15 protein-coding genes are annotated in these 13,914 nt (G+C 64.0%); 10 read left to right on the top strand and 5 right to left on the bottom strand.

All coding sequences use genetic code 11. From position 1 onward, the window contains the following. Positions 1-561, bottom strand: a complete 561-nt coding sequence (gene hslV, locus YUA_RS0135850) for an ATP-dependent protease subunit HslV (protein ID WP_027534993.1) — start codon at positions 559-561, stop codon at positions 1-3. 192 nt (positions 562-753) lie between these two features. Between hslV and hisB the strand changes: the two genes are divergently transcribed. The 7 genes from hisB (at position 754) to coaA (ending at position 5,494) form a co-directional block, all read left to right on the top strand. Beyond that, positions 754-1,347 (top strand): imidazoleglycerol-phosphate dehydratase HisB, encoded by a 594-nt coding sequence (gene hisB / locus YUA_RS0135845; RefSeq protein ID WP_027534992.1) that lies wholly within the window; start codon positions 754-756, stop codon positions 1,345-1,347. 67 nt (positions 1,348-1,414) lie between these two features. Next, positions 1,415-1,945 (top strand): DUF2628 domain-containing protein, encoded by a 531-nt coding sequence (locus YUA_RS0135840; protein ID WP_027534991.1) that lies wholly within the window; start codon positions 1,415-1,417, stop codon positions 1,943-1,945. Continuing rightward, positions 1,942-2,592: an imidazole glycerol phosphate synthase subunit HisH gene (gene hisH, locus YUA_RS0135835; RefSeq protein WP_027534990.1), complete on the top strand. Its 651-nt coding sequence runs from the start codon at positions 1,942-1,944 to the stop codon at positions 2,590-2,592. Before YUA_RS0135840 ends, hisH begins: the two co-directional genes overlap by 4 nt. Beyond that, positions 2,580-3,326, top strand: a complete 747-nt coding sequence (hisA, locus tag YUA_RS0135830; RefSeq protein ID WP_198029567.1) for a 1-(5-phosphoribosyl)-5-[(5-phosphoribosylamino)methylideneamino]imidazole-4-carboxamide isomerase — start codon at positions 2,580-2,582, stop codon at positions 3,324-3,326. The genes hisH and hisA overlap by 13 nt, the downstream gene beginning before the upstream one ends. Positions 3,327-3,329: 3 nt before the next feature. After that, a complete protein-coding gene (gene hisF / locus YUA_RS0135825) occupies positions 3,330-4,103 on the top strand; it encodes an imidazole glycerol phosphate synthase subunit HisF (RefSeq protein ID WP_027534988.1) in 774 nt (257 codons plus the stop codon). Between the two features lie 79 nt (positions 4,104-4,182). Further along, the gene (locus YUA_RS0135820; protein ID WP_027534987.1) at positions 4,183-4,509 is read left to right on the top strand and encodes a phosphoribosyl-ATP diphosphatase; all 327 of its coding nucleotides are present in this window, start codon (positions 4,183-4,185) and stop codon (positions 4,507-4,509) included. 28 nt (positions 4,510-4,537) lie between these two features. Then, positions 4,538-5,494 (top strand): type I pantothenate kinase, encoded by a 957-nt coding sequence (coaA, locus tag YUA_RS0135815; RefSeq protein ID WP_027534986.1) that lies wholly within the window; start codon positions 4,538-4,540, stop codon positions 5,492-5,494. Positions 5,495-5,641: 147 nt separating this feature from the next. On the opposite strand, the gene YUA_RS0135810 is transcribed toward coaA, so the two are convergent. Then, positions 5,642-7,867, bottom strand: a complete 2,226-nt coding sequence (locus tag YUA_RS0135810) for an ATP-binding protein (RefSeq protein WP_035972623.1) — start codon at positions 7,865-7,867, stop codon at positions 5,642-5,644. Positions 7,868-7,992: 125 nt separating this feature from the next. Then, positions 7,993-8,463 (bottom strand): hypothetical protein, encoded by a 471-nt coding sequence (locus tag YUA_RS0135805; protein ID WP_027534984.1) that lies wholly within the window; start codon positions 8,461-8,463, stop codon positions 7,993-7,995. 247 nt (positions 8,464-8,710) lie between these two features. Between YUA_RS0135805 and YUA_RS0135800 the strand changes: the two genes are divergently transcribed. Next, entirely contained in the window at positions 8,711-9,511 is an 801-nt protein-coding gene (locus tag YUA_RS0135800) for a methyltransferase domain-containing protein (RefSeq protein ID WP_198029566.1), read from the top strand. A gap of 137 nt (positions 9,512-9,648) precedes the next feature. Here YUA_RS0135800 and YUA_RS50575 read toward each other — a convergent pair whose 3' ends face one another. Further along, positions 9,649-10,818 (bottom strand): hypothetical protein, encoded by a 1,170-nt coding sequence (locus YUA_RS50575; RefSeq protein ID WP_156947515.1) that lies wholly within the window; start codon positions 10,816-10,818, stop codon positions 9,649-9,651. A gap of 193 nt (positions 10,819-11,011) precedes the next feature. After that, positions 11,012-12,550: a YifB family Mg chelatase-like AAA ATPase gene (locus YUA_RS0135795; protein WP_027534982.1), complete on the bottom strand. Its 1,539-nt coding sequence runs from the start codon at positions 12,548-12,550 to the stop codon at positions 11,012-11,014. Positions 12,551-12,766: 216 nt separating this feature from the next. Here YUA_RS0135795 and YUA_RS0135790 point away from each other — a divergent pair, with 216 nt between their 5' ends. Together YUA_RS0135790 and YUA_RS0135785 are read left to right on the top strand one after the other, a co-directional pair. Further along, positions 12,767-13,012: a PilZ domain-containing protein gene (locus YUA_RS0135790; RefSeq protein WP_027534981.1), complete on the top strand. Its 246-nt coding sequence runs from the start codon at positions 12,767-12,769 to the stop codon at positions 13,010-13,012. Positions 13,013-13,095: 83 nt separating this feature from the next. Further along, positions 13,096-13,878 (top strand): tetratricopeptide repeat protein, encoded by a 783-nt coding sequence (locus YUA_RS0135785; RefSeq protein ID WP_027534980.1) that lies wholly within the window; start codon positions 13,096-13,098, stop codon positions 13,876-13,878. Positions 13,879-13,914 lie beyond the last annotated feature (36 nt).

Below are 13,914 nucleotides of genomic sequence, written 5' to 3'. Positions count from 1 at the left end.
TCAGCCGGCGGTCAGCGCTTCGATGGTGACGTTGCGGTTGGTGTAGACGCAGATGTCGGCGGCAATGTCGAGCGAGCGGCGGACGATGGTCTCGGCGTCCTTGTCGGTGTCGATCAGGGCACGGGCCGCGGCCAGCGCGTAATTGCCGCCGGAACCGATCGCCATGACGCCGGCCTCGGGCTCGAGCACGTCGCCGGTGCCTGTCAGCACCAGGGAGACGTCCTTGTCGGCCACGATCATCATGGCCTCCAGCCGGCGGAGGTAGCGGTCGGTGCGCCAGTCCTTGGCGAGTTCCACGGCAGCCCGGGTCAATTGCCCCGGATATTGCTCGAGCTTGGATTCCAGCCGCTCAAAGAGCGTGAAGGCGTCGGCCGTGGCGCCGGCAAACCCGCCGATCACGTCGCCCTTGCCGAGTTTCCGGACCTTTTTGGCGTTGGACTTGATCACGGTCTGGCCGATCGAGACCTGGCCATCGCCGCCGACCACCACCTTGCCGCCCTTGCGGACCGTCAAAATCGTGGTGCCGTGCCAGACCGGCGAGCTGTTCTGGGAGTCCTGCATGAAGTACCTCTTTGTCCGGCCTGATTTAGGCGGTCAGGGCCAAGGGCACAACGGGCCGTTCCGGCCTCAAATTCGCTCACCATAGGCGGAAGTAGAGGCCCGGCCAGCCGTTCCCGCAGTAGCGAAGGTGTCATTTGGCTGTTAAAAGACCGCCGTTTTCGGCCCTCAAGCCAGGATGGAAACCAGCTTTCAATGCGCACCGCGACGATCAAGCGCAAGACCAAGGAAACCGACATCGAGGTCACCGTGAACCTCGACGGCACCGGCGTGGCCGATATCGCGACCGGCATCGGCTTTTTCGACCATATGCTCGATCTCCTCGCCCGCCATTCCCGCATCGACCTGACGGTCAAGGCGGTTGGCGACCTGCACATTGATCATCACCACACCACCGAAGACACCGGCATCGCGCTCGGCCAGGCGGTCAGGCAGGCGCTCGGCAACATGGCGGGCATCACCCGCTATGCCGGCGTGCACATGCCCATGGACGAGACCCTGTCGCGCGTGGTCATCGACATCTCGGGCCGTCCGTTCCTGGTGTTCAAGGCCGACTTCCCCCGCGACAAGATCGGTGAGTTCGACACCGAGCTGGTGCGCGAGTGGTTCCAGGCCTTCGCCATGAATGCCGGCGTGACTCTCCACGTCGAGACCCTATATGGCGATAACAGCCACCATATCGCCGAGTCCTGCTTCAAGGGCCTGGCGCGGGCGCTGCGCACCGCGGTTGCGATCGATCCCAAGGCGGCGGGCGAAATCCCGTCCACCAAGGGCTCGCTTGGCGGCTGACATCTCCGTCTCGGTGGCGAAGCGCTGCCGGCGGCATCACTGAATTCTCGAGAACGGGGCATCGAAAATGCCTGTCTACACAGTTCATGCTCCCACCCCAGGCGGGGCCGATCTGCGCGCGACCGACAGATTCGTGTTCGTGCGCGACGGCTTCCATTTCTGGGCGATGGTGTTCGGCCCGTTCTGGTTGGCCTGGAACAGGCTCTGGCTGGCGCTGATCGGCTGGATCGTCTTCCTCGCCGCGTTCGATGCCGGGCTGCATAGCCTCGGCGTCGGTCGCAGCGCGATCTTCTTTGCCAACACCATCGTCGCGCTTTTGATGGGTTTCGAGGCCTCGAGCCTGCGCCGCTGGACGCTGTCGCGCGGCAGATGGCGGCAGCTCGACGTCGTCGTCGCTGACGACGAGGACACCGCCGAGCGTCGTTTCTTCGAGCGCTGGAGCCAGAAGCAGCGCGGCATCGTCAACGATCAATGGGCTGTCGATCGCGGCGGGCCGCCGCCGACCCGCAATTTGCCGGGTCAGCAATTTTCCAACCCGCCGCCGATTCCGGCCGGCGGCATCATTGGATTGTTTCCAGAACCGGGAGGGTCAAGATGAGCGTCGCCATCATCGATTACGGTTCCGGGAATCTGCATTCCGCCGCCAAGGCGTTTGAACGCGCCGCGCGCAGCCTGGAGAACGGCGAGAAGGTCTTCGTCACCAGCGATCCTGATCAGGCCTATGGTGCCGACCGTCTGGTGCTGCCGGGCGTCGGTGCCTTCGCCGATTGCCGGCGCGGGCTCGATGCCGTCAACGGCATGGTCGAGGCGATCACGGAAGCCGTGCGCGTCAAGGCGCGGCCGATGTTCGGCATCTGCGTCGGCATGCAGCTCTTTGCCACCCGCGGCAAGGAGCATGTCATTACGCAGGGCCTGAACTGGATCGGCGGCGACGTCGAGAAGATCACGCCGCGCGACGAAAGCCTGAAGATCCCGCACATGGGCTGGAATACGCTCGATGTGCTGCAGGAGCATCCGGTGCTGAACAAGCTGCCGCTCGGCCCCGGGGGTCAGCACGCTTATTTCGTGCACTCCTACCACCTCAACGCTGCCAACGAGGCGGACGTGCTCGCGCGCGCCGATTACGGCGGGCCTGTCACCGCGATCGTCGCGAAGGACACCGCCATCGGCACGCAGTTTCACCCCGAGAAGAGCCAGCGTTTTGGCCTGGCCCTGATCTCGAACTTCTTGCGATGGAAACCGTGATTCTCTTTCCTGCCATCGACCTCAAGGACGGCCAGTGCGTGCGCCTCGAGCAAGGCGATATGGCGCGCGCGACCGTGTTCAGTCTCGATCCTGCGGCCCAGGCGCAGAGCTTTGTCACGCAGGGCTTTGAATATCTTCACGTCGTCGATCTCGACGGTGCGTTTGCCGGCAAGCCGGTGAATGCGCAGGCGGTCGAGGCGATGCTGAAGACGATCAAGATCCCGGTGCAACTCGGCGGCGGCATTCGCGATCTCGCCACCGTCGAAGCCTGGCTCGAAAAAGGCATCACCCGCGTCATCATCGGCACGGCTGCGGTGCGCGATCCCGAGTTGGTGAAAGCCGCCGCCAAAAAATTCCCCGGCCGCGTCGCGGTCGGGCTCGACGCGCGCGACGGCAAGGTCGCGGTCGAAGGCTGGGCCGAGACCTCGCAGGTCACGGTGCTGGAGATCGCGCAGCGTTTCGAGGATGCCGGCGTTGCCGCCATCATCTTCACCGACATCGCGCGCGACGGCCTGCTCAAGGGCCTCAACCTCGATGCGACCATTGCACTCGCCGACGCGATCTCGATTCCCGTGATCGCTTCCGGTGGCCTCGCCTCGATCGATGACGTCAAGGCCATGCTGACGCCGCGCGCGAAAAAGCTCGCCGGCGCGATCGCTGGCCGCGCGCTCTATGACGGCCGGCTCGATCCCGCCGCCGCCCTCACTTTGATCCGCAACGCGCCCAGGAGCTGACCCATGTTCAAGGTGCGCGTGATCCCCTGCCTCGACGTGAAAGACGGCCGCGTCGTCAAGGGCGTCAACTTCGTTGATCTGCGCGATGCCGGCGATCCCGTCGAAGCCGCGATCGCCTATGACGCCGCCGGTGCCGACGAGCTGACCTTCCTCGACATCACCGCGACCCATGAGAACCGCGGTATCATGCTGGACGTGGTCCGGCGCACGGCCGAGGCCTGCTTCATGCCGGTGACCGTCGGCGGCGGCGTGCGTGAGGTCAACGACATCAAGACATTGTTGCGCGCCGGCGCGGACAAGGTCTCGATCAACAGCGCTGCGGTGTCGCGGCGCGAGTTCGTCAAGGAAGCCGCCGAAAAATTCGGCGAGCAGTGCGTGGTGGTCGCGATCGATGCCAAACGGGTCAAGCGCCCGGGCGGCGACCGCTGGGAGATCTTTACCCATGGTGGCCGCAACTCGACCGGCATCGACGCGATCGAGTATGCCCAGGAAGTGGTCTCGCTCGGTGCTGGTGAAATTCTGCTCACCTCGATGGACCGCGACGGCACGCGGCAGGGCTTTGACATTCCGCTGACCCGCGCGATCGCCGACAGCGTTACCGTTCCCGTCATCGCCTCGGGCGGCGTCGGCAATCTCGATCACCTCGTCGACGGGATCCGCGACGGGCGCGCCACCGCCGTGCTGGCCGCCTCGATCTTCCATTTCGGGGAATTCACCATCCGTGAAGCCAAGGAGCACATGGCCCGGCGCGGACTACCCATGCGCCTGGATGCCTGACGACTCCCGTTCATAAAAGTGCTACATCAACCGGCGGGGACTGGCCCAACCGGCCAGACGCGCGTTTCGAGTATTCATTATGCCGCGTTTCACGATCCACGATCTCGCCGTAACCATTGATGCCCGCGCGGCCTCCGGTGGCGAGGGCTCCTATACCCGCAAGCTGCTCGACAGGGGCGCCGAACATTGCGCCAAGAAGTTCGGTGAGGAAGCAGTCGAAACCGTAATCGCAGCAGTCGAAAACGATCGCGCGCATCTGATCGCCGAGGGCGCCGACCTGCTCTACCATTTCCTTGTGCTGCTCAAGGCTCGCGGCGTAAAGCTGGAAGAGGTCGAAGCGGCGCTGGACAGGCGTACGAATATGTCAGGGTTGGAAGAGAAAGCGTCTCGCAAGAGCGGCAGCTAGCCGAGCTCTTAACGGAGAAGGTCGCGTCATGGATATCCGCGCACCCGAGCAGCAATATAATCCATACCGCGTCTATTCGCGCGAAGAATGGGCGCGTCTGCGCGACGATACGCCGATGACACTGGAGCCGGGCGAGTTCGACCGGCTGCGTTCACTGCACGATCGCCTCGATCTCAAGGAAGTCGAGGACATTTATCTGCCGCTGTCGCGCCTGCTCTCGATCTATGTCGATGCGATGCAGCGCCTGTATTACGCTGAGCGCCAGTTCCTCAACATCCGCGATCGCAAGGTCCCATACATCATCGGCGTCGCCGGCTCGGTTGCGGTCGGTAAATCCACCACCGCCCGCGTGCTCCAGGCCTTGTTGGCGCGCTGGTCGCCGCGTCCGAAGGTCGACCTGATCACCACGGACGGATTTCTCTACCCGAAGGCCCTGCTCGAGCAGCAGGGCATCCTTCAGAAGAAGGGCTTTCCGGAGAGCTACGACCTGCCGCTGCTGCTCAACTTCCTGTCCGACATCAAGTCGGGCCGCCGTCATGTGCGCTCGCCGGTCTATTCGCATTTGACCTACGACATCGTGCCGAACGAATGGGCCGAGATCGACCAGCCCGACATCCTGATCGTCGAGGGCGTCAACGTGCTGCAGACCGGCAAGCTCCCGCGCGACGGCAAGGCGGTGCCCGTGGTCTCCGACTTCTTCGACTTCTCGGTCTATATCGACGCCGACGAGGCGGCGCTGCGGCGCTGGTACATCAAGCGCTTCCTGGCGCTGCGCGACACCGCGTTCACCAATCCAAAATCCTATTTCAACCGCTATGCGCTCTTGTCGGACGAGGAGGCCACCGCCACCGCCACCGCGATCTGGGAGCGCACCAACCTTGCCAATCTCGAGGACAACATTTTGCCGACCCGCCCGCGCGCGACGCTGATCCTGAAAAAGGGCGCGGATCACGCGGTGGAGAGCGTGGCGCTGCGAAGGCTGTAGGCCACACACTCGTCATTGCGAGCGCAGTTTCGTAGGGTGGGCAAAGGCGCGAAGCGCCGTGCCCACCATCTACTTGCGTTGCGGGACATGATTGGTGGGCACGGCGCAAGGGCGCCTTTGCCCACCCTACGGCAGCGTCGATTGGCGCTACACCGCCGTCTGCCGCGCCGCCGCCAAGCCAGCCAGCGCCTCGTCCAGCTTTTCGCGATCGAGCGGCTTGATCAAAAATCCGTTCATGCCTGCCTCGAAACAGGCGTAGCGATCTTCCACCAGTGTGTTCGCGGTGAGCGCGAGGATCGGGGTGTGGTGGCGGCCGGTGGCGGCCTCATGGGCGCGGATGCGTTTTGTTGCTTCGATGCCGTCGAGCTGCGGCATCTGGATATCCATCAGAACCAGATCATAGGGCGTGCCGGCGGAGCTGGCCGCAAGCCAGGATTCCAACGCGGCCTCGCCATGGACCGCGATGACGACGCGGTGACCGAGCTTCGTCAGCAATGATCGCATCAGCAGCGCGTTGATCTCGTTGTCCTCGGCGACGAGGATCGAGAGGCCGTGGGCGTGCGTTCGGGGTACAGCCGGTTCGACAGGCTCAGGCGCGAGATCGGGCGAGGCGACTTCCGGCGTCAGCGCGAGACGCGCGGCGAGGGATGCTGCGCGCAGCGGCTTTACCAGGAAGCCGGTGAAGGCCGGCGAAAGCTTGTCATGACGCGAGCTCGGGGTCAGCAGCACCAGCCGCTGCGTCGCATGGACGCGGGCGGCTTCGCCCAGGCGGTCGGTGACTGACGGACCGAGTGCGCGGTCGATCAGCACCGCATGCCAGGAGCGCTCCGGGAGAAGGGCTTCGGCCACCGCCGCATCCGCGACCAGGCAGGTCTGGCCACCCCAGCGTTCCAGCCGTCGCGCGATCAGGGACGCCTCGATGCCGTCGGCCACCAGCAGGATCGACTTGCCGGCGAGGTCGGGACTCGGGAACGCGATCTGTCCAGCGTCGCCTGGCGATGGCGCAAGCGGAATCGCGACTTCGAAGGTCGAGCCCTTGCCGGGCGCGCTTTCCAGGGTGATGCGGCCGCCCATGCGCTTGACGATGCGCTCGCTGATGGCGAGGCCAAGCCCGGTGCCGCCATAGGTGCGGGCGACGCGATCGTCGGCCTGCTCGAATTCGCGGAAGATCCGCGACTGCGCTTCGGGCGCGATGCCAATGCCGGTATCGCGGACCAGGAAGCTGATCTCGTTCGGCCAGATGCCGGGTTCGACGATCAGCGCCACGCCGCCGATCGCAGTGAACTTGATCGCGTTGCCGGCGAGGTTGAGCAGCACCTGGCGCAGCCGCGCGGCATCGCCGGTGACCTCGAGTGGCAGCCGCTCGTCGACATAGGCTGCGATCTCGAGGTTTTTCGCCTGCGCGCGCGGTGCCAGCAGCTCGGTGACCTCTTCGATCAAGGTCGAGAGCGCAAAGGGACGCTGGTCGAGATCGAGCTTGCCGGCCTCGATCTTGGAATAGTCGAGCAGCTCCTCGATCAGCGCCACCAGCGCTTCACCCGAAGTCTTCACCGCCCGGGCGTAAGTCGTCTGCTCCGGCGTCAGCGTGGTGTCGAGCAAGAGGCCGCCCATGCCGATGATACCGTTCAGGGGGTTACGGATCTCGTGCGAGGCCATCGCGAGGAAGCGCGATTTGGCGCGGTTGGCGGCGTCGGCCTGGTCGCGCGCATCCGACAGCGCGCGTTCAGTCTCGGTGCGGTCAGTGACGTCGCGGCCGACACTCTGCAGTTCGGCGGGCTGGCCCGCATCCAGCCGCACGAACCCTTCACGCCAGGCGATCCAGCGCGCGCCGAGCGGGGTGGAGATCCTCTGGTCGTGGATGCGCGTGCCGTTGCTCTCGCGCGCGCTGTCGCCCTGCTCCAGCACGTCGAAATCGAACCGCGTGCCGACCAGCGCGCTGCGCGCCTGCCCGGCCAGTGCGCAATAGGCGTCGTTGGCGAAGGTGATGCGGCCCTGATGGTCGCGCAGCACGATGAGGTCGCCCTGCGATTCGAACAGGCTGCGGGCGCGCTCCTCGGCTTCCTTCAGCTCCCAATTGCGGTCGATCAGCGCCTCGTTGTGGGCGGCGAGCTTGCGCATCCGCTTGTTGACGAAGCGCAGCCGCATGCTGAGCGTGGCGAGGCCAAGGCAGGCCAGCGCGAACAGGAAGCTCGCGCCGATCGCAAAGGTGTTGGGATCGTAGCCGGAATTTGGCGCGCGGCTGCCGGTGACGAAGCCATAGGCGCCGCCGAACGTCGCCGAGAAGATCATGAAGGAGCGGATCGCGAAGGCAATTCGGGGATGCTGCCGCCTGAAGCGGCGCATGCGCACCTTGATCCGGAACGTCCGATCCATTGCCACCGACCCTGACTCTTGTCCGAAATCCCGCCACCGCCGTTTGCGACGATGTCTTGCCGACCTTGCGAACAGCTTGAGGCCTTGGGGCGGCCTCGAAACAGGGTTGACGAGGTATTAACGTGTCAAAGCGAGGCAGCCTGGAGAGGCCGCAGGTGGTCGCCACGAGCGCCGACGATCAGGGCCGCGGCCTCGCGCTGCGAGAACGTCTTCGAGCGCACATAGATGCGGTAATCAGCCGGGCCTTCGGTGGAGAGATAGATCACCGGACCGCCGTCGACGGGCTGCGAGGCAATCGTAATGAGGCGGGTCGACGGATTGCCCTGGCAGGCGCCCGGCTCGTCGCTTGCGCCATCATCGACGACAGCGAAGTCAGCAGCGTCTGCATCATCGGTGATCTGGACCCGCACCGTGGCCCGCGACGGATCGTCGGTGAAGGCGACGTGGATGCCGGCTGTCCAGAACAGGGAGGTGAGCTCGACCGAGGTGTCGCCGAGGGCGATGCAGGGATGCGAGACCGACCCGATCTCGTTGCGGGCGAACACCGCAGCCGCCAACAGGGGAACCACTGAGGCCAGGATCTTGAAACGCAACATGACACGCTACTCGCCGGGCCCGGACTGGAGCTGATGGGCCTTATGGTTTGCAGAGCGTAAAGGAAACTCGTTACCGCCGGGTTGATGGGCGGGCCATTGGCAGGTCTGTCGCAATACTTTCGTCTTGGACCGCTACCTCTAGCTGGTCGGCGGGTATCCCCTCATTCTTCGCTTGCTGAGATTCGGGGCGCCGAAACGAGCATTTTGAACCGAGTAACCGATGGCGAGTACAATAGGCGCAGCGGGCTTGCGGTCCGACGCGATGAAGGTTGGCGGCACGGTGGTGCGTAGCTCGCAAGCTCACGCACAACAGAACGCTGGTCCGTTGATCATCAATCTCGGCTGCGGTGCCAAGACGTCGGAGCTCTGCATCAATGTCGATTGGTCGATTTACGTCATCCTGCACCGGCATCGCTGGCTGCTCCCGCTAGTGACGCCACTGATCCGGCGCGACCGGGCCGAGCGTGTTCGGGCCATGCGCGGGACCACAATCTGCCACGATCTCAGGAAAGGGATTCCCTTTCCCGACAATTCGAGTGATGCGGTGTATCACTCGCACATCATGGAGCATATCGACCGCGACGCCGTTCTCGGCTTCCAGAAGGAGATTTTTCGTGTCCTCAAGCGGGGTGGGATACAGCGCCTTGCGGTTCCTGATCTCGAGCGATACGTCGCCGCATATAGCGCAACTCTGACGACGGATGACGGTACGCGCGAAGCGTCATTGCGCCACGATCGGGCAGTCGCCAATATTCTCGAGCAAAGCGTCCGGCGCGCCTCCCAAGGCGTCAAGGACAAGAGGGGAATGCGGGTCCGGATGGAGAACTTCGTTCTCGGCGATGCGCGCGCCCGTGGAGAAACACATCAATGGATGTGGGATCGGGTCAACCTTCGCACCGTGCTGATGGATGCCGGTTTCATTGATATTAAGGTCTGCTCCTGGAACAGCAGCGACATCGATGGCTGGCAACGGTCTGGTCTTGAAGTGGCGTCCGACGGAAGTGAATACAAGGCCGAGTCGCTTTACCTGGAATGCAGGAAGCCGTGAACGGTTGAGCTTCCGGGGCTGACAGCGCGAGTTTGCGATCTGAAGCAAATTTCGTGCGTCGACCACCGCTTGGCATTTGGCTCGGGGGAAGAGAGAAGCCTAGACTCTCTCGCCGCCCCGGCGTTCCGATCTCCAGTTTAGCCGTTTACAAAACTCAGCGAAGCGGCAGGACCTCCAAGCGGTACCGCACCAATGGTTGGATTCTGAACCAAACTGACATACCCTTCAAAAACGCCTGACAAATTTATCGCGCCCGACGCGCCTGGAGCCACTTGTAGATCTAGGCCGAAGGCCACACGGTCGCTAGATAAGGTCAGACGGGCAGCGCTTATAGCCACAAAGGAGTCGACGGCGAGCGCGACGCCCGTTCTGTTTACAAGCGTTGGAGTATACGTGCTTCGCGACGAAGATGTGCAATCGAATTCCCAATCATTCCATCGGTCATGGCCATCGTTCGCACTCAGGCGCATGCGTCCTGCGAGAGCGAACCCAGCTCCGCTTCCCCAAGCAATGCCGGTGCCGATCCTGAACCACGCTCCAGATGTCGTACCAGGGACGATTGTTGTGAAGAAGGTTCTTCTGGAGAATGAATCTCCATAGAGCGGCGCAACAATGCTGGCCGGCGCGAGAACCTCTCGGCGAGTTGTTCTTCCCAGCGAAACTTCGTAGCAGTTGATCCGAAAGTTGGTTTTCCCCGTGATCTGCCACATACCGAAGTACGGTGTGTACACGGTACCCAGTCCAGTGACGGACAGTGGAGTGACGGACCCGTCGGGACCGTAAACCGTAACAATTTGCCCAGTGTAGTCAAATTCAATGGCAATGGAGTATTCAGTTCCGTCGGTAATGCAGGGAATTTTCCATGAAATGGGACTGCCAGGAACTGGAACGAAGCCGCTTGGTCCAGTGCTGGTTACTTCCAAATTGCAGCCATCTGGCGTTACTTGGAGATGGACCAAATTCAGAAGCACGTTACCATCTGTCGCCGAATAAGCACTTCCGATCAGTGTGAACGATGCTGCAGCTCGGTTACCATCGCCACCAGCGACGGGTGCCCACGAAATCCGCGCGCTGATGCGGGGCAATAGTTGGCCAACGGGATAAGGTAGCGACGCGTACATATTCGCGTCGCAGGTCATTACACCGTCTCTAATCGTGGGAGGCTGGCCGCCCGCTTCTGATACGGCCCACTGCTGGCCGGAGGAGGAGAAGCGTTGGCTGAGATTTGCGTTATCGACGTCGAAATTGTCGTAGACAGCCGGAGTACGTGTCGCCAAGCCATCAATGCCATAGATGTGGTTGAACATTCTTGAACCTCTAAAACCCGCGGCGTAAGGGTAGTCGGAAAAGATGACCTCCCCACGACTCGACCGAAGGTGCCGTGACCCGGTCCGGGACCTTTTCGAGCGCCTTCATGCGAAAGCGCTATCCCCTGCAAGAGCCAGTGTCTTTGTCACGGAAAGCGCCTCCAGCAGGAAGGTCCGCCGCAAGAGGCGAGCCTCACGCCATCTGCCGCACATCCTCCGCGAGTGCGCGGTAGGACAGCGCCTCGGCGAGATGCAGCCGGCCGATCTTCTCGGTGCCGTCGAGGTCGGCGAGCGTGCGCGCCACCCGCAGCACGCGGTGATAGCCGCGCGCCGACAGCCGCATGGTCTCGGCGGCATCGCGCAGCAGCTTTTGTCCCTGTGCGTCGGGCTTGGCGATGTCTTCGAGAACCGAGGCCGGCGCCTCGGCATTGGTGCGGACCTGCGGCAGGCCGATATCCGCAAAGCGCGCGAGCTGGATATCGCGCGCCGCTGCTACGCGCGCGGCGACTTCGGCTGAGCCTTCGGCCGGCGGCGGCAGGATCAGATCGGCCGCGGTCACGGCCGGCACCTCGATGCGGAGATCGATGCGGTCCATCAGCGGGCCGGAGATGCGTGCCTGGTAGTCGCCGGTGCAGCGGTCGATGCGTCCGCGCTTGCAGGCATAGCCGGGCTCGAACGCATTGCCGCAGCGGCAGGGATTCATCGCTGCGATCAGCATGAAGCGCGCAGGGTAAGTCACGCGGTGGTTGGCGCGGGAGACCGAGACCTCGCCGTTCTCCAGCGGCTGGCGCAGCGAATCCAGCACGCGCGGATCGAACTCAGGCAGCTCGTCGAGGAACAGCACGCCCTGATGTGCCAGCGAGATCTCGCCGGGCTTTGCACGCGCGCCGCCGCCGGTGAGCGCGGCCATGCTGGCGGAGTGATGCGGCGAACGGAACGGCCGCCGCGCCGTCAGCGCGCCGCCCTCGATCTCGCCGGCGACAGAGGCGATCATCGAGACCTCGAGCAATTCGCCGGGCGACAGCGGCGGCAGGATCGAGGGCAGCCGCGCCGCCAGCATCGATTTGCCGGCGCCGGGCGCGCCGATCATCAAGAGGTGATGCCCACCTGCGGCTGCGATCTCCAGCGCCCGCTTGGCGCTCTCCTGGCCTTTGATGTCACGCAGATCGAGCGGCGAGGCGGCGGCCTCGTGCACTTTTGGTATGGGGCGCGACAACACCTGCGTGCCCTTGAAATGGTTGGCGATCTGGATCAGCGAATGCGCGGCGACGATCTGGATATCCGGGCTCGCCCACGCCGCTTCCGATCCGCAGGCCGCCGGACAGATCAGGCCTTCCTCGCGCACATTGGCGCCGATCGCAGCGGGCAGAACGCCGGCCACCGGCGCGATCGAGCCGTCGAGGCCGAGCTCGCCGAGCACGGTGAAGCCGGTCAGCGCATCCGGCGGGATCGCGCCGATTGCCGCCATCAGCCCGAGCGCGATCGGCAAATCGTAATGGCTGCCTTCCTTGGGCAGGTCGGCCGGGGCGAGATTGACGATGATCCGTCGCGCCGGCAGCGCCAGCCCCGAGGCGATCAGCGCCGAGCGGACCCGCTCGCGTGCCTCCGACACCGCCTTGTCGGGAAGACCGACGATGGCGAACGCCGGCAGGCCCGGCGCGACCTGCACCTGCACGTCGACCGCGCGGGCCTCGATCCCTTCAAAGGCGACTGTCGAAACCCGCTGAACCATGCTGCCCCCTCGCACAATCGAGGGTAGCAGAGTGGGATCGCTCTGACAAGAACAATAGGGGAACGAAGGCGAGGGCGCCTCGAACCCTAACCAATCGTAAAGGGGCTCCAGACACTACGCCTCGAATGCGAGCGGCTGCGCACAGCACATCCCAACGAATGTCCGCTAATCCTGAGGGTGCGGGATGGGCCGTGATCTAACGGGTGAACAATTCAAATGCTTGCAAATCGCCGCAGAAGCGAACGTCGGGTGTGCACGCGGCTCGCCAAGATTCATTTTGGCGCGGGCTCGCTGCCGCGGGACTGCACGATCACGGATATCTCGGATGGCGGCGTGAAGGTCGTGGCGGAATTCCTGGAAGTGCCGCCGCAGTTCACCATTATCTTCGCGCCCGATTATTCCCGCCAATGCCGCCTGCGCTGGCGCATCGGCTGCGAATTCGGTGCCGAGTTCACCGATTAGGCCGGATACGCGCGCGTCCTTAACGGGAATTTAGCGTTAATCGGCAAAGCATCTCTGATCAGTCCGCCGGCGGTGATCAGAGTATGTCCAAGCGTTCGTCCCTTGCCTCCCCCCCGGCGAGATTGCTGTTTCCCGCGCTCCTTGTGCTTGCCCTCGGCGGCTGCCAAACCACGAGCCTGGAGGACGTGACCGGCGCGCTCGGCGTCGGCGGCAAGCCGGAAGCTGCCGCCACGGCGGACGCCAAGCCTGACATGGACGGCTTGCGCGAGCGCTATCGCGCCAAGTCCAGCGATCCCAACATCGCGCTCGCCTACGGCAAGGCGCTGCGCGAGACCGGCCAGCGTGCCCAGGCGGTCGCGGTGATGGAGCAGGCCGTGCTCGCCCATCCCAGCAACAAGGCGCTGCTCGCCGGCTACGGCCGCGCGCTCGCCGACAATGGCAATTTCCAACAGGCCTTCGATGTGCTCAGCCGCGCGCATACGCCCGAGGATCCCGACTGGCACATCCTGTCGGCGCAGGGCGCGGCGCTCGATCAGCTCGGCCGCAACGAGGAAGCGCAGCAATATTATGCGTCGGCGCTGAAGATCGTGCCGGACGAGCCCTCAGTGCTGTCCAATCTCGGCCTGTCCTACATGCTCCAGAACAATCTGCCGCGGGCCGAAGACACCATGCGCCGCGCCTATCAGCGCAACCCGGCCGATTCCCGCGTGCGGGCCAATCTCGCGCTGGTGCTTGGACTGGAAGGCAAGCAGGCCGAGGCCGAGACCATCGTGAAGGCCGATCTGCCGCCGGATCAGGCGGCGGCAAAGGTCACGGCGCTGCGCCAGCTGCTGTCGAAGAAGCAGCAGCAGCGGGCGGAGAAGTAATCCGCCGCCGCCGAGATTCTCGTTCGCTCGAAAACG

It is taken from the genome of Bradyrhizobium sp. WSM3983, assembly GCF_000473045.1.
Taxonomy (GTDB): domain Bacteria; phylum Pseudomonadota; class Alphaproteobacteria; order Rhizobiales; family Xanthobacteraceae; genus Bradyrhizobium.
Note: the sequence above shows the minus strand (reverse complement) of the source record. Positions and strands in the feature narration are given on the sequence as shown.

Excerpts from the sequence above, each read along its gene's own strand:
- YUA_RS0135805 (WP_027534984.1), bottom strand. The coding sequence starts at position 8,463 with ATGTTGCGTTTCAAGATCCTGGCCTCAGTGGTTCCCCTGTTGGCGGCT.
- hisB (WP_027534992.1), top strand. The coding sequence starts at position 754 with ATGCGCACCGCGACGATCAAGCGCAAGACCAAGGAAACCGACATCGAG.
- YUA_RS0135840 (WP_027534991.1), top strand. The coding sequence starts at position 1,415 with ATGCCTGTCTACACAGTTCATGCTCCCACCCCAGGCGGGGCCGATCTG.
- YUA_RS0135795 (WP_027534982.1), bottom strand. The coding sequence starts at position 12,550 with ATGGTTCAGCGGGTTTCGACAGTCGCCTTTGAAGGGATCGAGGCCCGC.
- YUA_RS0135820 (WP_027534987.1), top strand. The coding sequence starts at position 4,183 with ATGCCGCGTTTCACGATCCACGATCTCGCCGTAACCATTGATGCCCGC.
- hisH (WP_027534990.1), top strand. The coding sequence starts at position 1,942 with ATGAGCGTCGCCATCATCGATTACGGTTCCGGGAATCTGCATTCCGCC.
- hisA (WP_198029567.1), top strand. The coding sequence starts at position 2,580 with ATGGAAACCGTGATTCTCTTTCCTGCCATCGACCTCAAGGACGGCCAG.
- YUA_RS0135790 (WP_027534981.1), top strand. The coding sequence starts at position 12,767 with ATGCTTGCAAATCGCCGCAGAAGCGAACGTCGGGTGTGCACGCGGCTC.
- YUA_RS0135810 (WP_035972623.1), bottom strand. The coding sequence starts at position 7,867 with ATGGATCGGACGTTCCGGATCAAGGTGCGCATGCGCCGCTTCAGGCGG.
- YUA_RS50575 (WP_156947515.1), bottom strand. The coding sequence starts at position 10,818 with ATGTTCAACCACATCTATGGCATTGATGGCTTGGCGACACGTACTCCG.
- hslV (WP_027534993.1), bottom strand. The coding sequence starts at position 561 with ATGCAGGACTCCCAGAACAGCTCGCCGGTCTGGCACGGCACCACGATT.
- YUA_RS0135785 (WP_027534980.1), top strand. The coding sequence starts at position 13,096 with ATGTCCAAGCGTTCGTCCCTTGCCTCCCCCCCGGCGAGATTGCTGTTT.
- coaA (WP_027534986.1), top strand. The coding sequence starts at position 4,538 with ATGGATATCCGCGCACCCGAGCAGCAATATAATCCATACCGCGTCTAT.
- hisF (WP_027534988.1), top strand. The coding sequence starts at position 3,330 with ATGTTCAAGGTGCGCGTGATCCCCTGCCTCGACGTGAAAGACGGCCGC.